At 68.4% G+C, this 16,598-nt stretch carries 16 protein-coding genes and 1 pseudogene; 8 read left to right on the top strand and 9 right to left on the bottom strand.

Annotation, left to right across the window (positions count from 1 at the left end):
* Together ACZYX4_RS17240 and ACZYX4_RS17235 are read right to left on the bottom strand one after the other, a co-directional pair.
* A partial coding sequence (locus ACZYX4_RS17240) for a phage holin family protein (RefSeq protein ID WP_463877277.1) occupies nucleotides 1-343 on the bottom strand: 343 nt, incomplete at its 3' end.
* Nucleotides 344-351: 8 nt separating this feature from the next.
* Nucleotides 352-1,152, bottom strand: coding sequence for a hypothetical protein (locus tag ACZYX4_RS17235; protein ID WP_463878219.1), 801 nt, complete (start codon nucleotides 1,150-1,152; stop codon nucleotides 352-354).
* Between the two features lie 193 nt (nucleotides 1,153-1,345).
* On the opposite strand from ACZYX4_RS17235, the gene ACZYX4_RS17230 reads away from it, so the two are divergent.
* The gene (locus ACZYX4_RS17230; RefSeq protein WP_463878217.1) at nucleotides 1,346-2,266 is read left to right on the top strand and encodes a spermidine synthase; all 921 of its coding nucleotides are present in this window, start codon (nucleotides 1,346-1,348) and stop codon (nucleotides 2,264-2,266) included.
* Between the two features lie 22 nt (nucleotides 2,267-2,288).
* Here the strand turns inward: ACZYX4_RS17230 and ACZYX4_RS17225 are convergent, their stop codons facing one another.
* On the bottom strand, nucleotides 2,289-3,203 hold the full coding sequence (locus tag ACZYX4_RS17225) for a LysR family transcriptional regulator (protein WP_463878215.1): 915 nt from the start codon (nucleotides 3,201-3,203) through the stop codon (nucleotides 2,289-2,291).
* Between the two features lie 142 nt (nucleotides 3,204-3,345).
* On the opposite strand from ACZYX4_RS17225, the gene ACZYX4_RS17220 reads away from it, so the two are divergent.
* Nucleotides 3,346-4,095, top strand: a complete 750-nt coding sequence (locus tag ACZYX4_RS17220; RefSeq protein ID WP_463878212.1) for a 3-hydroxybutyrate dehydrogenase — start codon at nucleotides 3,346-3,348, stop codon at nucleotides 4,093-4,095.
* A 125-nt stretch (nucleotides 4,096-4,220) separates the two neighbouring features.
* Here the strand turns inward: ACZYX4_RS17220 and ACZYX4_RS17215 are convergent, their stop codons facing one another.
* The 3 genes and pseudogenes from ACZYX4_RS17215 to ACZYX4_RS17205 all read right to left on the bottom strand — a co-directional run bounded on the left by ACZYX4_RS17215 (nucleotide 4,221) and on the right by ACZYX4_RS17205 (nucleotide 5,598).
* Complete coding sequence (locus ACZYX4_RS17215; RefSeq protein ID WP_463878210.1) at nucleotides 4,221-4,457, bottom strand: helix-turn-helix domain-containing protein; 237 nt, start codon at nucleotides 4,455-4,457, stop codon at nucleotides 4,221-4,223.
* A gap of 17 nt (nucleotides 4,458-4,474) precedes the next feature.
* On the bottom strand, nucleotides 4,475-4,690 hold the full coding sequence (locus ACZYX4_RS17210; RefSeq protein ID WP_463878207.1) for a hypothetical protein: 216 nt from the start codon (nucleotides 4,688-4,690) through the stop codon (nucleotides 4,475-4,477).
* 252 nt (nucleotides 4,691-4,942) lie between these two features.
* A pseudogene (locus ACZYX4_RS17205) lies at nucleotides 4,943-5,598 on the bottom strand (LysE family translocator).
* Nucleotides 5,599-5,867: 269 nt separating this feature from the next.
* On the opposite strand from ACZYX4_RS17205, the gene ACZYX4_RS17200 reads away from it, so the two are divergent.
* A complete protein-coding gene (locus ACZYX4_RS17200; RefSeq protein ID WP_463878204.1) occupies nucleotides 5,868-6,836 on the top strand; it encodes an NAD(P)-dependent alcohol dehydrogenase in 969 nt (322 codons plus the stop codon).
* Nucleotides 6,837-6,847: 11 nt separating this feature from the next.
* Here ACZYX4_RS17200 and ACZYX4_RS17195 read toward each other — a convergent pair whose 3' ends face one another.
* Nucleotides 6,848-7,183 (bottom strand): hypothetical protein, encoded by a 336-nt coding sequence (locus ACZYX4_RS17195; RefSeq protein ID WP_463878201.1) that lies wholly within the window; start codon nucleotides 7,181-7,183, stop codon nucleotides 6,848-6,850.
* A 169-nt stretch (nucleotides 7,184-7,352) separates the two neighbouring features.
* Between ACZYX4_RS17195 and ACZYX4_RS17190 the strand changes: the two genes are divergently transcribed.
* From ACZYX4_RS17190 to ACZYX4_RS17170, 5 genes are all read left to right on the top strand, one after another.
* On the top strand, nucleotides 7,353-8,195 hold the full coding sequence (locus ACZYX4_RS17190; RefSeq protein WP_463878199.1) for an IclR family transcriptional regulator: 843 nt from the start codon (nucleotides 7,353-7,355) through the stop codon (nucleotides 8,193-8,195).
* A gap of 252 nt (nucleotides 8,196-8,447) precedes the next feature.
* The gene (gene hutU, locus ACZYX4_RS17185) at nucleotides 8,448-10,151 is read left to right on the top strand and encodes a urocanate hydratase (RefSeq protein WP_463878196.1); all 1,704 of its coding nucleotides are present in this window, start codon (nucleotides 8,448-8,450) and stop codon (nucleotides 10,149-10,151) included.
* Complete coding sequence (hutH, locus tag ACZYX4_RS17180) at nucleotides 10,148-11,752, top strand: histidine ammonia-lyase (RefSeq protein WP_463878193.1); 1,605 nt, start codon at nucleotides 10,148-10,150, stop codon at nucleotides 11,750-11,752. Before hutU ends, hutH begins: the two co-directional genes overlap by 4 nt.
* Before the next feature lie 149 nt (nucleotides 11,753-11,901).
* Nucleotides 11,902-12,147: a hypothetical protein gene (locus ACZYX4_RS17175; RefSeq protein WP_463878191.1), complete on the top strand. Its 246-nt coding sequence runs from the start codon at nucleotides 11,902-11,904 to the stop codon at nucleotides 12,145-12,147.
* A 111-nt stretch (nucleotides 12,148-12,258) separates the two neighbouring features.
* Nucleotides 12,259-13,563, top strand: coding sequence for a cation:proton antiporter (locus ACZYX4_RS17170; protein WP_463878188.1), 1,305 nt, complete (start codon nucleotides 12,259-12,261; stop codon nucleotides 13,561-13,563).
* Nucleotides 13,564-13,582: 19 nt separating this feature from the next.
* On the opposite strand, the gene hutG is transcribed toward ACZYX4_RS17170, so the two are convergent.
* A complete protein-coding gene (gene hutG / locus ACZYX4_RS17165) occupies nucleotides 13,583-14,536 on the bottom strand; it encodes a formimidoylglutamase (RefSeq protein ID WP_463878185.1) in 954 nt (317 codons plus the stop codon).
* A 204-nt stretch (nucleotides 14,537-14,740) separates the two neighbouring features.
* Nucleotides 14,741-16,183 carry an NCS2 family permease gene (locus ACZYX4_RS17160; RefSeq protein ID WP_463878182.1) on the bottom strand — a complete coding sequence of 481 codons (1,443 nt, stop codon included), beginning with the start codon at nucleotides 16,181-16,183 and terminating at the stop codon, nucleotides 14,741-14,743.
* Nucleotides 16,184-16,598: the final 415 nt, after the last annotated feature.

Genomic DNA, 16,598 nt, shown 5'->3' with positions numbered 1-16,598 from the left:
TGCCCTTGACCGCGTTGAGTTCCTTGCGGCCCCGGGAGGCCAGGACCGCGGCGACGATGCCCCAAATAACGGCCACAACGACACCGGACCAGCCCAGCCCCATCAGGTCCCCGAGTGCCCACCAGAGCGCCAGGGACAGGAACAGCAGGACGAAATGGCCTGCGACGCCGGCGCCGGCCAGCAACCCGGCACCCTTGCCGGCCTTGGTCGCGGACTGCTTGAGCTCGACCTTCGCCAGCTCGACCTCCTGCCGCATCAGGGTCGACATGTCCCGCGTGACATCACCCAGCAGATCGCCCAGGGACGACGTTTCAGCCTTCGCGTGCGCAGCCGTGGGAGGCATTTCGCTGGTCATCGACGGCCGCCGTCAAAAGGATCATCACGGAGAGGATCCTGGCGGAGGGGGTCGGTCACCACAGGCTCGGCGAAGCCCGCCGTCGTGGTTGCCGGGGCAGGCATCTGCACGGGCGGCGGCGGAACTGCCATGCCGGTGTCAGGGACCCTGGCGGCGGGGGTTGAGCCGGTGCCGGCAGTACCCGTTTCCGGGGCTCCGGCGCTCAGGCTGCGGCTGAGCCGCCCGGCGAGGACGCCGGCGCCGGCTGCGAGCAGCAGGAACGTGCCCGGACGCTGGCGGGCAAAGGACTTAACCTCGGTCAGCAACGAACCCGGATCGCGCCCATCGAGCCATCCTGCAACGGCGGAAGACCGCTCGGCCGCCTGGCGCACGAGGTCGCTGGCCACTCCGGGCTGCTCGGAGGCATCCGCCATGGTCTCCAGTTCGGTGGAGATGGAGCGCAGGCCCTCCGCGACCTTCTGCTGCTGCGTGCCGGCCTGGTCGGTCAGGTCGGACTTGGCCTGCTGCAGGAGATCCCGGGCGTTCGTCTTCACTTCGGCGGCGACATTGGCGGCTTCCTTTTTGGCCGTCTCGGCCACATTCTGGGCGGAATCCGTGGCCTGGCGCTTCAGGTCAGCTGCCTCATCCTTGGCGGCCTCGGACTTGGAGGCTCCGCCCCCGGTGGAGGTGCCGTTGGTGCTGCCGTTGGTGCTGCCGTTCGACGTCGGCGGGAAAGTGGTTTCCGGGCGGAGGGGAGTCTGCTGGGTGGCCACAGGGGTGCCGTAGCTGCCGTCCTCGGGCCATTTGTTCTCTGTCATCTTCGCTCTCATTTCCAGATCGGCTGCTGATCACAGACCAGCAATAACGGGAGATATAATAGTAAGCATGATTACTAGTAAATAGTAAGTACCCTTTGCTTAACTTTTGCCGACCACCCCGGGCGCGGCCGGGGTGAGGCCCGCCCCGGCCGGTGAACTAGGCTTGAAACATGAGCAAAACGGTGGACGGCTGATGGCCAAGCGGGGCAGGGCTGCCGGCCGGAACAGCACCGAAAAGGCCGCCGGAGTGGTGGAAATCCCGAAAGGCAGCCGTCCTGAGGGGCCTACTGAGGGCATCTATTACATCGATACCGGTGACTGCGAACTGATCGCAGACCAGGACAACTCCAACGGCTGGCTGCTGCGGATCAACGGCGTGATGAGCTCGCACATCGATCTGGCTGATCCGTTGTTCCTTGACTTCGAATACATGCGCTGGATCTCGGCCCTGGTTGAATCGCGCTGGCCGCGGGACTCCCGGACGAAGCTGCGCGCCCTGCACCTGGGTGGCGGAGCATGCTCACTGGCGCGTTACTTCCACGCCGCCTACCCGGAGGCCCGCCAGGTGGTGGTGGAACTCGACGGCAAACTGGCCGAATATGTCCGGGGCTGGTTCGACCTGCCGAAGGCGCCGCTGATGCGCCTGCGGGTGGGGGAGGCCCGCGAGGTCACCGAGAGCCTGTCGCCGCAGACCCGGGACCTGATCATCCGCGATGTGTTTGCCGGCTCGCTGACGCCGCAGCCGCTCACCACGAGGGAATTCAACGACCACGCCAAACGCGTCCTGGCCCCCGGCGGGATCTACGTGGTGAACTCCGGCGACGCGCCGGACCTGAGAAACGCCCGCGAGGACGCGGCCACCATCGCGGACACCTTCAAGCACACCGTGATCATCGCGGACCCGGCCATGCTCAAGGGCAGGCGCTACGGGAACATGATCATGGCCGGCAGCGACCTTCCATTCGACGACGACCCGGGACTCGCGCGGCGCCTGCTGGGCGGTGCGGTGCCCGCCCACATCTGGAATGACGCCAAGGTCCGGGCCTTTGCCACCGGAGCCCCGGTCCGCCGCGACCCGAAAACGGTGGAGCCGGCGCCGTCAGCTGCTCCGTAGAGGTCTTCTGGCGGCTGGAAAGTCAAGCAGTCGCTGCGTAGCCTCCCCGCCCCAGGAGCGCCTTGCGGTGGGCCTTCGTCTGTTCGCGCAGCGCCTGCACCACCGCCGCGACGGCCGGGCGGCGCATGGAATCGGGCCGCAGCACCATCCAGTACGGCAGCAGTTCTGAGAACTCCTCCGGCAGCAGCCGGACCAGATCCGGATGCAGGTCCGCCGCGAAACACGGCAGGAAGCCGATTCCGGCGCCGGCGCGGGTCGCCTCCACGTGGACGAAGACGTTGGTGGAGCTCAGGCCGTCCCGCATGGTGGGCACGAGGCGCCGCGGGGCATCCAGATCGTCCACCTGAAGCATGGAATCGACGAAATAGACCAGCGGGTGCGTGGTAAGTTCCTCGATTGTCGTGGGGGCGCCGTACTCGGCAAGGTAATCACGGGAGGCGTACATGCCGAGCATGTACTCGCCGAGCCGGGCAGCCGCGGCCCGGTGCACCTGCGGTTCACCCACCACGACTTCGATGTCCAGCCCGGAACGCTGCTGGAGCGCCCGCCGTGTCACAGTGATGATCTCAACGCTGAGACCGGGGTGGTCGCGGCGCAGCCTGGCCACCGCGGGGGCCGCGATGTAGGCGCTGAAGCCGTCCGTCGCGGTCATCCGGACGACGCCGGTGATCGGGTCCGGTACCTGGCCGGGCTGTTCGAGGGTCCGGATCGCCGCTTCCACCCGCTCAGCCACCTGCACCGCTTCCGCGCCCAGTTCGGTGAGTTCCCAGCCGCCGGACGCGCGGGACAGCACCCGACCGCCCAGGGCCTTCTCCAGCGCCGCGATCCGGCGCGACACGGTGGTGTGGTTCAGCCCCAAAGACTGCGCCGCCGTCGTGAACTTCGCGGAGCGGGAGACGGCCAGGAGTACGAGCAGGTCATCCGGGTTGGCATTCATATCTGCAATTCTGCACATAAGGGGTGCTGGTTTGACCATTGAATCGCCCACTTTGTGCGGCAATACTCAGTGAACCTGCTCAGCGCTGTGCATCGCACCTCCTCTGGGCTGTTGACGACCGCAAACTTGAGGAGTGCAGGACATGGAGAGCAGCTTGAACGGGCGCAAGGCCCTGGTGACCGGCGGAGCCGGCGGAATCGGCGCTGCGAGCGTGCGTGCCCTGGCGGCACGGGGCGCCAAAGTGGTCATCGCCGATAGGGATGAGGCTGCCGCCACGGCCCTCGCCGATGAGATCGGCGGCACGTCCTGGGCAGTCAACCTGCTCGACGTCGAGGCGCTCCAGTCCGTCAGCCTGGACTGCGACATCCTCGTCAACAACGCCGGCATCCAGAGCATCAGCCCGATCGAGGACTTCGACCCGGCGGACTTCCGCCGCCTCATCACGCTCATGCTGGAAGCGCCGTTCCTGCTCATCCGGGCCGCACTGCCGCACATGTACGCCAACAACTTCGGCCGGATCATCAACCTGTCCTCCGTGCACGGGCTCCGCGCCTCGCCGTTCAAGAGTGCCTATGTCTCGGCGAAGCACGGCCTGGAAGGACTGAGCAAAGTCACGGCGCTGGAAGGCGGCGCGCACGGCGTCACCTCCAACTGCATCAACCCCGGCTATGTCCGGACGCCGCTGGTCGAGTCGCAGATCGCGGACCAGGCCAAGGTGCACGGGATCCCGGAGTCAGAGGTGCTCACCAAGATCATGCTGACCGAGGCCGCCGTCAAGCGTCTCGTCGAGCCGGAGGAGGTCGCCTCCCTCGTGGCCTGGCTGGCCTCTGACGACGCCGGCATGGTCACCGGCGCGAGCTACACGATGGACGGCGGCTGGTCCGCCCGGTAACGCGCCTGCCCACCCGCGCACACAGCAACGCGGGGTCACATCGCGCCCATGCCGGAGCCCGGAATGGGCGCGATCTGACCCCGCGTTGCTCCTGGCGGCTGGTCATCCCGGTGGCGGGCCGCTGATCAGTCCGTTTTCGTGTCGTCCTTCGTCTCGTCGCCCTGGTCCGGGGTCGCCGGCTCGGTGGAGCGGCGGATGTAGTCGTTGACGGCCTCCTCGGGAACCCGGAACGAGCGGCCCACCCGCACGGCGGCGATGGCGTGCGACTTCACCAGCCGGTAGACGGTCATTTTCGATACCCGCATGGCCGCAGCGACCTCCGCGATCGTCAGGAAGTGGGAGGAGAAATTTGCTGAGCTCATGTCTTCTGGGCCGTCCATTAGTCGGGGTACCGGACTTGCCGGTAGTCGTAGAAGGTAACGTGCCCCGCCGCGCTGCCGGCTGTCCGGAGACCCACGTAAGGGGCATCGATCACGGACACTGTGCCCAGGTGCCGGCCGTTGAACGGGTCATCGCCAATCAGCACCTGTCCCACCCGGAACGGAATGCGCAATGACCTGGCGCGGCTCACGGTTCCCCTCAGGAAACTGGCCACCCGGCGTCTTTGGTGTTGTGGTCGTTGGTATTGTGCTTGCGGAGATGCTGGGGACTCCATCGGAACCACTCCTTCGGAAGGCGTGCCACTCGGACTATCGGCGGCGTCAGGACCAGATTGGGAGAGCTCCCCAGCCCCGCGTCCCGGCCGGTCCGGGCCGCCGTGAAAGCTACTGTAGCCGTCAGCCCCATTCGTCACACGAGTAACTTCTCCCCCTGTCGGAACCGTGCACCACTTGGGATGCAGTGCCGACTACTTGCCGGGCCGCGGATCCGCCCCGTTCCCGGCCAGGGCAAGGGTTCCGCCCAGCCCGATCATCATCGCCCCGCCGGTGGTGCCCAGTGCGGCGATCCGCCGGGGCGAGCTGGCAAACCAGCGGCGGGCAGTGCCGGCGATCAGCGCCCAGCCACTGTCCGAGGCCAGGGCGATCGCGGGGAACAGCGCTCCCAGCGCCGCCAACTGCAGGGGGATGGCGCCGGCCGAGTAGTCCACAAACTGGGGCAGCACGGCGACGAAGAAGATCATCGACTTGGGGTTGGTGGCACCCACGATAAATCCCTCCCGGAGGATCCGCAACGTCGACGCCGCACGTGAGGGCTCCGCCGCCGCCGGGCCCCTGCCACGGTGCCGGATGGCCTGGATGCCGAGGTAGATAAGGTAGGCCGCGCCGGCGAACTTAACCACACTGAAGAGCAGCAAGGACTGGGCCAGCACCACCACCCACCCCCAGGGCCACCGCGGCGATCTGCAACAGCTCCCCGGCGGCGATGCCCAGCACGCTCAGGAGCCCGCCCCGGCGGCCGAGGGCCAGCGTCCGTCCGATCACGAACAGCACGCTGGGTCCAGGCACGGCGATCAAAAGAAAGGGCGGCGAGGGCAAAGGCCAGCAGGTTCGGCGCGGGGACCATGACTGATTTTAGCCCCCGGGGGTCCGGCCGCAGGCCAGGCGGGGGCTCATTCGGCCCTGCCGGACCCGGCGTCCGCGGCGCGGTTCCATCCGCGTGCCCGGCGCGTGGCCGGCGGTGCCCTACCGGAGGGGCTTCCGGCCGTGGTAGAAACGATCCGGGTCGCGAATCCCTTCGTCTCCTGCGCTTCGGGAAGGGCCGTCATTCGCCCGTTTGCTCAAGGTGCCGCTGGGCGCTGGGTTCCAGTACCCCGACAGTGAAGGAGAGGCTCCGTGAAAGCCATCGTCCAGGACGTGTACGGCTCTGTAGATGTGCTGGTGCTGCGCGACGTTGACACCCCGGTACCGGGCGAGGACGATGTGCTGATCCGGGTCCGCGCCGCCGGAGTCGAGCAGGGGGTCTGGCACCTCATGACCGGAATGCCGTTCCTGACCCGGGCCTTCTTTGGCTTCAAGGCCCCCAAAAACCCGATCCGTGGCAGGGAAGTCGCCGGCCGGGTCGAGGCGGTGGGGCAGAACGTCGTCGGGTTCCGTCCGGGGGATGAAGTGTTCGGGACGGCCGAGGGGTCCTTTGCAGAATTTGTTTGCGCCAAGGAGGGCAAGATCGCCCTGAAGCCGGTGAAAGCCAGCTTCGAGCAGGCAGCGGCCGTGCCCATCTCCGCCACCACGGCGCTGCAGGGCCTGCGCGACAGCGGCCGGCTCCGGCCCGGGCAGGACGTGCTGATCATTGGCGCCGGCGGAGGGGTGGGCTCCTTTGCGGTCCAGCTCGCCAAGGCACTCGGAGCGCAGGTCACCGGAGTGTGCAGCACCGCGAAGCTGGACCTGGTCCGGTCGATCGGCGCCGATCACGTCATTGACTACAAGCACGACAACTTCGCGGACGGCGCGAGGCAGTTCGACCTCATTCTCGACACGGCAGGCAACCGCCCGCTGGCGGTCCTCCGCCGGGCGCTGAACCCCCGGGGAACCCTCGTGATTGTTGGAGGCGAGGGCGGCGGCCGCTGGACCGGAGGATTTGAACGGTCCCTCCGGGCGGCCCTGCTCTCCCCCTTCGTCGGGCAGAAACTCACGGGTCTGATGACAACGGAGCGGCAGGAAGACCTCCGCTACCTGGCCCGGCTCATCGACGCCGGTGACGTCACCCCCGTCGTCGAGAAGAGCTATCCGCTGGGCGACGCTGCGGAAGCAATCCGGCACCTGCACGACGGCCACGCCCGCGGGAAGGTGGTCATCACGGTCTGAGGACGCCCGCTTCAGGGCTGCTGCAGCGCGAGCACAATGATCGCAGCGTTGATCCCGAGCCCGAACAGCCACCAGCGGTTGAAGGTCAGAAGCAGCAGTGCGGCCGAGACCACGGCACCCGTCACCGTGACCGGAACCCACCAGGGCGCATCACCGATCAGGCCCAGGCCGCCCAGCACGAGCACCACCGCGGCCGCGATGGCCAGTGCGGATGCCAGCCGCCGGACGTTGCCGGCAAACGGCGAATGTCCGACGTCGAACGGTGCCTTCGCGTCCGGCTTCGGCAGCCAGAAGGCCAGATGGAGCAGGCCGTGCGCGACCAAGAACAAACCCGCAATCCAGCGCATGGCGGCCCTCCTGCATCCCGGCTGATGCGTCCATCGAACCACCGCGGCCCTGGAGGCGGCAAGTATCCGGGATTCCAGACGCCGGGGAGGATGTCGGACGGTCCGGGACGCCGGCCGGGGCGCATGCTTAAGTACGGGATACCGGACACCGAGCAAGTGAAGAGAATCCATGCCAGCCACCAGCAGCACCCCGCCGGCCGACGGGCCGGCGCCCCAAGCCGCGCCGGCCAAGGTGACCTCCAAGGTTCCGGCAGCGGAAAATACCCTGCGCATCCTCAAACTGCTGGCCTCCAAACGGGGGCCGATGGCGGCGTCGAACATTGCCACCGCGCTGGGGCTGCCGCGCTCCAGCGTCTACCATCTGCTGGGCGTCATGGAGGCCAATGGCTTTGTGCTGCACCTGCACGAGGAGCAGCGCTACGGGCTGGGGATCAGTGCCTTCGAGCTCAGTTCGGCGTATTCGCGGCAGGAGCCGCTCTCGCGCCTGGGCCGGCCGCTGCTCGCCTCGCTGGTGGACGTGATCGGCGAAAGCGCCCACCTTGCCGTGCTGCACGGCCGTGATGTGCTTTACATCGTGGAGGAGCGGGCCAAGAACCGCCCCTCACTGGTGACCGACGTCGGGGTGCGGCTGCCGAGCCACCTCACCGCGAGCGGGCGTGCCATCCTCGCAGCGCTGCCCAAGTCGCAGGTGCGGGCGCTGTACCCCAACGCCGGCGCCTTCACCGCCCGGCACGAGACCGAATCGCCGATCATGAGGTATTCGGCGCTCTCCTCGCATCTGGAGCAGGTCCGGCAGCGCGGCTACGCCACCGAACACGGGGAAGTGACACCGGGGTTCGGCTCGATCGCGGCCGCCGTCACGGACCATGTGGGCTGGCCGACCGCCGCCGTCGCCGTGACCTTCCTCGAGGACAAACTCCCGCCCGGGGAATGGCCTGCCCTCGCTGCCCGGGTGCGGAAAGCCGCGGACGATCTCTCCCTCCGGATCCACGGCCGCCCGCAGCCCAACTGACGGGCCCGCACCCTCCGCCGTTCACCCCTGCTTGCCCGGCACCTCCCCGCGCCCGTTGCGCTATCACTTTTGGTTCCCATCCGGGCATTTTAGGGACCGGATGTGATAGCGCAACACGGGGCGGGGGAGGCGGCGGGCGGGTCTGGAATCCCGGACAGCACCCCTCCGTGGGCCCTATTTCCGGGGCGGCGGACAGGCTTTAGTGGAGACAGAACCTCATTGCCGGAACCACAAAACATAAAGGAGCCCCTCATGGCACCCGCCGATTTCACCACCGGTGCCCGCCCGGTCAAGGCAGCCCGCGGCACCGAGCTCACCGCCAGAAGCTGGCAGACGGAAGCCCCGCTGCGCATGCTCATGAACAACCTGGACCCCGAGGTCGCCGAACGCCCCGATGACCTGGTGGTCTACGGCGGCACCGGCCGCGCGGTCCGGTCCTGGGCCGCGTTCGACGCGATCACCCGCACCCTGGAAACCCTGGAAAAGGACGAGACCCTGCTGGTCCAGTCCGGCAAGCCGGTCGGCGTCTTCCGCACCAACGAATGGGCGCCGCGCGTGCTCCTGGCCAACTCCAACCTCGTCGGCGACTGGGCGAACTGGCCCGAGTTCCGCCGACTCGAGGCCGAGGGCCTGATGATGTACGGCCAGATGACCGCCGGGTCCTGGATCTACATCGGCACCCAGGGCATCCTGCAGGGCACCTTCGAAACCTTCGCCGTGATCGCCCGCAAGCTCACCGGCGACGAAAACGGCACCCTCGCCGGCACCCTGACCCTCACCGGCGGCTGCGGCGGCATGGGCGGCGCCCAGCCGCTCGCCGTCACCCTGAACGACGGCGCCTGCCTGATCGTCGACGTCGACGAAAGCCACCTGCGCCGCCGCCTCGGCAAGCGCTACCTCGACGAGGTGGAGACCGACCTCGACGCCGCGATCGCCAAGGTCCGGGCGGCCAGGGACGAGCGCCGCGGCTGGTCCGTCGGCTACGTCGGCAACGCCGCGGAGGTTTTCCCGGAGATCCTGCGCCGGCACAACGCCGGGGAGCTCACCATTGACATCGTCACGGACCAGACCTCCGCGCACGATCCGCTGAGCTACCTCCCCGAGGGCATCACCGTTCAGGAATGGCACCGCGAGGCCGCGGCCGACCCGGAGGGCTTCACCAAGAAGGCCCAGGCCTCCATGGCCAGGCACGTGGCGGCCATGGTCGGGTTCCAGGACGCCGGCGCCGAGGTGTTCGACTACGGCAATTCCATCCGCGACGAGGCCCGCAAGGGCGGCTACAACCGCGCCTTCGAGTTCCCCGGCTTCGTCCCGGCGTACATCCGGCCGCTGTTCTGCGAGGGTATGGGCCCGTTCCGCTGGGTGGCGCTATCCGGTGACCCGGAGGACATCGCGGTCACGGACAAGGCCATCAAGGAACTTTTCCCGGAGAACAAGCACCTGCACCGCTGGATCGACGCCGCCGCCGAGCGCGTCGAGTTTGAAGGCCTCCCGGCCCGCATCTGCTGGCTGGGCTACGGCGAGCGTGCCAAGGCGGGGCTGCTGTTCAACTCACTCGTCAAGGAGGGCAAGGTCAAGGCGCCCATCGTGATCGGCCGCGACCACCTGGACTCCGGCTCCGTCGCGTCCCCGTACCGCGAAACCGAGGCCATGGCTGACGGCTCGGACGCCGTGGCCGACTGGCCGCTGCTCAACGCCCTGCTCAACACCGCCTCCGGCGCCACCTGGGTCTCCATCCACCACGGCGGCGGCGTCGGCATCGGCCGCTCCATCCACGCCGGCCAGGTCTCGGTCGCGGACGGCACCGAGCTCGCCGCGCAGAAGCTCGAACGCCTGCTCACCAACGACCCGGGCATGGGCGTCATCCGCCACGCCGACGCCGGCTACGACCGCGCCGTCGACGTCGCCAAAGAGCGCGGCGTCCGCATCCCGATGCAAGAAGGAACCACAAAGTGACCCTCACCACCCACTCCCCGCTCACCGTCACCCTCGGCTCCAGCGGCGTCACGCCCGAGGACGTCGTCGCCGTCGCCCGCCACGATGCCCGGGTGGCCATCTCCCCGGACGCCCTCGACGCCGTCGCCAAGGTCCGCGCCCGCATCGACGGCCTGGCCCACAGCGAGGTCCCCGCGTACGGCATCTCCACCGGCTTCGGCGCGCTGGCCAACCGGCACATCCCCACCGAACTGCGCACCCAGCTGCAGAAGTCACTGATCCGCAGCCACGCTGCCGGCATGGGCCCGGCCGTGGAACGCGAGGTGGTCCGCGGCATCATGTTCCTGCGCGCCAAGACCCTCGCGTCGGGCCGCACCGGCGTCCGCCCTGTGGTCCTGCAGACCATGGTGGACGTCCTCAACGCCGGCATCACCCCGGTGGTCCGCGAATTCGGTTCGCTCGGCTGCTCCGGCGATCTCGCCCCGCTGTCCCACTGCGCGCTCGTGCTGATGGGCGAAGGCGAAGCCACCGGCCCGGACGGTGAACTCTTCGGGGGGATGAGCAGTGGCAGGGACGCCCGCCCGGTCGCTGAACTCCTCGCCGCGCACGGCATCGCGCCGGTCACCCTGGCCGAGAAGGAAGGCCTGGCGCTGGTCAACGGCACCGAGGGCATGCTGGGCATGCTGCTGATGGCCATCGCGGACATCCGCCAGCTGCTGACGACGGCGGACATCACCGCCGCGCTCAGCGTCGAGGCGCTGCTCGGCACCGACCAGGTGTTCCTGCCGGAGCTCCACGCGGCCCTCCGCCCGCACCCGGGCCAGGCCGCCTCCGCGGACAACATGCTCCGCGTCCTGTCCGGCTCCCCGATCGTGGCATCGCACCGGATCAACGACACCAGGGTCCAGGACGCCTATTCGCTGCGCTGCGCCCCCCAGGTGGCCGGCGCCGTCCGCGACACTGTGGACCATGCCGCCATGGTCGCCTCCCGCGAGCTGGCCGCTGCGATCGACAACCCGGTGGTCCTGCCCGACGGCCGGGTCAGCTCCAACGGCAACTTCCACGGCGCCCCGGTCGCCTACGTGCTGGACTTCCTGGCGATCGCGGTCGCGGACCTGAGCTCCATCGCCGAGCGCCGGACCGACCGCATGCTCGACCCGGCCCGCTCGCACGGGCTGCCGGCGTTCCTCGCGGCGGACCCCGGCGTCGACTCGGGCCTGATGATCGCCCAGTACACCCAGGCCGGTCTGGTCTCGGACAACAAGCGGCTGGCTGTCCCGGCGTCGGTGGACTCGATCCCCAGCTCCGCGATGCAGGAGGACCATGTGTCGATGGGCTGGCACGCGGCCCGCAAGCTCCGCCGCTCCGTGGAGAACCTGCGCCGCGTCCTGGCGATCGAACTGGTGACCTCGGCGCGGGCACTCGACATCCGCACCCAGCTCTCCGGCGGAGAACTCACCCCGGGTCCCGCGGGCGCCGCCGTGATCGCCGCGCTGCGCGACGTCGTCGACGGCCCCGGCGAGGACCGGTTCCTGTCCCCGGAACTGGAGGCGGCCGACCGCTTCGTCGCCTCGGGCAGGGTGCGGGCAGCGGCCGAATCCGCCGTCGGAAATCTCGCCTGAGGGAAAACAAAATGCAGCCTGACGGCACAATTCCCGGTGCCCCCGAAATAGTGGGCAAACGGCCAGTGGGGGCCCGGGAACTGTAGTACTAATGGAAGGTCACACCAACGACGTTGTGACGAGGAACATATACAAGGGGGTAAAAGTTCATGAAAGCACGCGGGACGGTTGTATCCAGGCGCCTGGCAATGGTCAGTGCGGTTTCCGATTGGCTGAGCCTTAGGGCCGGGGACCGGGTCGAAGTCCTCAAGCACGCTCAGGTGTTGGCTGCCGGTGAGGTCGAAGAGGTCTCGCTGAGCGGCAACGTTCTCTGGCTGGTCCCGGCGGGGCCGCCGGCGCCCTCCGAGACCCAGCTTTTCCTCAGATCCGACGGTGTGGAGGTGCGGCGCAGCTAGCCGACACCGGCTTTCGCGCCGCTCGCGCGTATCTTGGTGAGGGGGCGCCGTCCACAGGGACGGTGCCTCACTCATTCCCGGGCATCCGGGTGCCGTCAGGAGGAATACGCAGTGTTTGAGGCTCCCAGTGTCATTTTTGCGGCGGCAGGTTTGGCCGTCTTCGCGGCAGCGCTTCTGCCCAAGCTGCTGCGCAAGGCGCCGCTGTCCATGCCGATGGTCTTCTTGGCCGCCGGCATACTGGCCTTCACCTTCATTCCGGAACTGCCGGACCCGGACCCCCTGCAATACGGGGAGTTCACCACCCACCTGACCGAAATCTGCGTCATCATCTCCCTGATGGGCGCCGGCCTCGCGCTCGACCGCCCCGTGGGCAGGCGCAGTTGGTCGACCACCTGGCGGATGCTGGGCGTGGCCATGCCGATCTGCATCGTTACCCTCACCCTGCTGGGGCTCGGGGTGCTGGGGCTGGGGCTCGGAGCCGCGCTGCTGGTCGGGGCGGCGCTCGCCCCGACCGACCCCGTGCTGGCCTCTGAAGTCCAGGTGGGGGAGCCCGCCGATGATGAGGACGAATACGGGCAGGGCGAAGACGAGATCCGTTTCGGCCTCACCTCCGAGGCGGGCCTGAACGACGGGCTGGCCTTCCCGTTTGTCTACCTGGCCATCGCCATCAGCCTGGTGGGCCCCTCGCCGTCCGAGTGGTTCGTGTCCTGGTTCGCCACCGACGTCGTGTGGCGGATCGGGATGGGGGTGCTTCTCGGCTGGCTGGCAGGGAAGGCGCTGAGCAGGCTCTTTTTCTCCGCCCGTGACAGCATCCGGCTGTCCAGCCACTCCGAAGGCTTCGTCGCGCTGGCGGCGACTTTCCTGGCCTACGGGCTGACGGAAATGCTGGAAGGCTACGGGTTCATCGCCGTCTTTGTGTGTGCGGTGACCATCCGGGCCGCGGAACGGACGCATGGATTCCACCGCGTGATGCACTCCTACGTGGAGCAGCTCGAACGGCTCCTGACGGTGGTCATCCTGGTGCTCCTGGGCGGCGCGATTGCCCGGGGCCTGCTGGCCGGCATCGGCTGGGCGGAGATCCTGGTGGCGCTGGCATTCCTGCTGGTCGTCCGACCGCTCGGCGGCTGGATCGCCCTGGCGCGTGGCAAGACCGGCCCGCGGGAACGGATCGCCATCGCCTTCTTTGGCATCCGCGGCATCGGCTCGCTCTACTACCTCGCTTACGCGCTCAGCAAGGGCGACTTCAACGCCCAGGCCGAGCAGCTGTGGGCATTCATCGGCCTGGTGGTGGCCATGTCCATCGTGCTGCACGGGGCGACCACGGCTCCCGTCATGAACCGGCTGGACCGCCTCCGCGAACAAAAGGCCGTGCAGCAGCATGGTGACGAGGGCAAGGCGCCGCAAACACCCATCTGACGCGTCCGCACGCCGCCGGCTACCCCAGGAGCGTATTAATCAGCCGCGCGGCCACCTTCGCGGTCCGGGCGTCGACGTCGAACTCCGGGTTCAGCTCGGCGACATCGAGGTGCAGCAGTTTTCCGCCCGCGGCCACCTGACGGCACACCGCACTGACCACGGGCAACGGCACACCGTATGCTGCCGGTGCGCTCACGCCCGGCGCCACCGAGGCCGGCAGCACGTCCAGGTCGATGGTCAGATACAGGGCGTCGACCTGGGCCAGGAACGCGGCCACGAACGCGTGCGCGGCCGCGGCTGAGCAGTCCTCGTCCAGCAGGTAGTCCACGCCCAGCTCTTCGGCGGTCCGGAACAGCGCCCGGGTGTTGTTCGGCTCGGAAATCCCGACGACGGCGTACCTCAGCCCGCGGCCCGCGGCAGCTTCCGCGCGGGCCATCTGCAGGAACGGGGTCCCGGAACCGGGCACGGCCTCGTCGCGGAGGTCGAAGTGGGCGTCCAGGTTCAGCACCCCCACGCGCAGGCCCCCGCGGACCGCCGCCGAGCCTGCCACGCCCAGGTAGCTCGCGAACGCGGTCTCGTGCCCGCCGCCCAGCACCACGGGAAGCTGCCCGGCGTCGAGCAGGCCGGTGATGGCCAGCCCGGCACGCGCCTGTCCTGCCTCCAGGGCATCCCCGGCCACGGTGACGTCGCCGGCGTCGTGCACTTCCCGGTTGAGGTGGAAGGCGAGCGGACCGAGGGCGGCGCGGATCGCGGCGGGGCCCGCGGCGGCACCGGTGCGGCCCTTGTTGCGGCGTACCCCGGCGTCGCTGCCGAAACCGAGAATGACGGCGGGCCGGGCGGAGGCGGTGTGGACGGGGCGCGGGGCATAGGGTGTGACGGCCTGCCACCAGCGGCGGTGTTCGGGGCCTTCGCCGTCGAACCGTCCGGTCCAGGGCTGCGGCGGGACATCGACGGCGGGCACGGGAGAGACCATGCCCCTAGCTCACCGCAGCCCGGGCCGGAAAACCAGCCGCGCCGCCGTCGGACTGTCCGGAATCCCGGAATCCGCGCCTCATCACAGCAAGAACCGCACAAACACCGCCGAGGTGAGACTTCGCGCCCATGTTTTGGACAAACACGGGCGCGAAGTCTCACCTCGGCGGAGGGGGAGGGCGAGGGGAACCTGCGGGGGAGGTGCCTAGTTCATCCCCAGCGCGGCCTCGATCGGGCCGATGGCGAAGAACAGCACGAAGGCCGCGGCCACAGCCCACATCAGCGGGTGCACCTCACGCGCGCGGCCCTGGAAGGTGCGGATCAGGACGAAGGTGATAAAGCCGGCACCCAGGCCGTTGGCGATCGAGTAGGTGAACGGCATCAGGGTGAAGGTCAGGAAGGCCGGGATCGCGATGCCCAGGTCCTGCCAGTCAATCTTGCCGACCTGGGAGACCATCATGAAGCCGACGATGACAAGCGCCGGGGCCACGGCCTCGAACGGGACGAGGTTGATCAGCGGGGTGAAGAACATGGCCACGAGGAACAGCAGGCCGGTGACGATCGAGGCCAGGCCGGTCCGGGCGCCTTCGCCGATGCCGGCGCCGGATTCGACGTAGATCTGGTTCGAGGAGACCGATGCGCCGCCGCCGATGATCGCGCCGAGCGCGTCCACCTGAAGCACCCGGTCCACGTTGGGGATGTTGCCGTCCTTGTCGATGCTGCCGGCCTCCGTGGCCAGGCCCACCATGGTGCCCATGGCATCGAAGAAGATGCTGAGCAGGATCACGAACGCCAGCAGGGTCGCGGCGACAAAGCCGAGGTGCTCAAAGGCGCCGAACGGGTTGGCCTGCCCAATCAGCGACAGGTCCGGGGCCGCCCATTCGGAGAACGCCGGGGCCACGAGGGACCAGCCCTGCGCGTTGTAGGTCGTGCCGTCGAAGCTGGGGCCGATGCGCAGCGTGGATTCCAGGATCACGGACAGGACGGTCGAGGCGACGATGCCGATCAGGATCGCGCCCTTGACCTTGCGCACCACGAGGGCGATGGTGAGGATCAGGCCGAAGACAAAGACCAGGGTGGGCCAGCCCAGCAGCTTGCCGTCGAAGCCCAGACCGACCGGAACGGTGGTGCCGGCAACATCGGGGATGCGGCGTACGAAGCCCGCGTTGACCAGGCCGATCAGGGCGATGAACAGACCGATGCCCACCACGATCGCGGTCTTCAGCCCTTCCGGGACCGCCTTGAAGACTGCGGTCCGGAAACCGGTGAGGACCAGGACCATCATGGTGATGCCCGAGAGCACGACCAGGCCCATCATGTCAGGCCAGGTCAGGCCGGGGTTGGTGGCCACCGTGACGGCGACGAAGGCGTTGACGCCCAGGCCCGTTGCCAGCGCGAAGGGGTGCTTGGCCCACGCCCCCATCAGGATGGTCAGGATGCCGGCCACAAAGGCGGTGACGGCGGCGACGGCGGGGAAGCCCAGGGTGGCGCCGGTGGAATCCGGACCCGAGAGAATCAGCGGGTTCAGCACCACGATGTAGCTCATGGCGAAGAACGTGGCGAAGCCTCCCCGGATCTCCCGCGAGATGTCCGACCCCCGCTCGGATATCTTGAAGTACCGGTCGAGTGCAGAGCCCTGCTTGAGCATTAGTCCTCCGGGAGGTGTGGATAGTTACTTGAATCATATTGGGCGTGCACCGGTCGTCCTGCCCATTTCGCCTAGTCTGTAAGGAAGCCAACCCTAGCCCGGATTTTTCATGATGGTCGGGTTGGCTGCCGGGCCCCGGGGTGATTCTCGCCCGGGTTGATTTTGTTGTTTTGGGCGTGCTGGCGGGGCCTGTTGTCGCCGGCTGGGGCGTCGGGTTCCACGTCTCCGATGGGTTGTGCTGGGGTTGAAGGGGCTGGCCGTCCGGTTCTCAGGCCAGGAGTCGCCGTTGTCGGAGGCTGTTTTTCAGCCCGGCGATGGCGGCCAGGAGTGTGGTGATCGTGCCGGTTTCCGGCGCGGTGTCAGGGATCAGCAGCCGGGTCTGCCGGGCGCGGGTGATGAGTTTCCCGGCGGTCGC

Source organism: Pseudarthrobacter leeuwenhoeki (assembly GCF_055412885.1).
Note: the sequence above shows the minus strand (reverse complement) of the source record. Positions and strands in the feature narration are given on the sequence as shown.

Bases quoted from the DNA above. Each gene is read 5' to 3' on its own strand.
- ACZYX4_RS17235 (WP_463878219.1), bottom strand. From the start codon at position 1,152: ATGACAGAGAACAAATGGCCCGAGGACGGCAGCTACGGCACCCCTGTG.
- ACZYX4_RS17215 (WP_463878210.1), bottom strand. From the start codon at position 4,457: ATGAGCTCAGCAAATTTCTCCTCCCACTTCCTGACGATCGCGGAGGTC.
- ACZYX4_RS17230 (WP_463878217.1), top strand. From the start codon at position 1,346: ATGGCCAAGCGGGGCAGGGCTGCCGGCCGGAACAGCACCGAAAAGGCC.
- ACZYX4_RS17190 (WP_463878199.1), top strand. From the start codon at position 7,353: ATGCCAGCCACCAGCAGCACCCCGCCGGCCGACGGGCCGGCGCCCCAA.
- ACZYX4_RS17195 (WP_463878201.1), bottom strand. From the start codon at position 7,183: ATGCGCTGGATTGCGGGTTTGTTCTTGGTCGCGCACGGCCTGCTCCAT.
- ACZYX4_RS17160 (WP_463878182.1), bottom strand. From the start codon at position 16,183: ATGCTCAAGCAGGGCTCTGCACTCGACCGGTACTTCAAGATATCCGAG.
- hutU (WP_463878196.1), top strand. From the start codon at position 8,448: ATGGCACCCGCCGATTTCACCACCGGTGCCCGCCCGGTCAAGGCAGCC.
- ACZYX4_RS17225 (WP_463878215.1), bottom strand. From the start codon at position 3,203: ATGAATGCCAACCCGGATGACCTGCTCGTACTCCTGGCCGTCTCCCGC.
- ACZYX4_RS17220 (WP_463878212.1), top strand. From the start codon at position 3,346: ATGGAGAGCAGCTTGAACGGGCGCAAGGCCCTGGTGACCGGCGGAGCC.
- hutG (WP_463878185.1), bottom strand. From the start codon at position 14,536: ATGGTCTCTCCCGTGCCCGCCGTCGATGTCCCGCCGCAGCCCTGGACC.
- ACZYX4_RS17175 (WP_463878191.1), top strand. From the start codon at position 11,902: ATGAAAGCACGCGGGACGGTTGTATCCAGGCGCCTGGCAATGGTCAGT.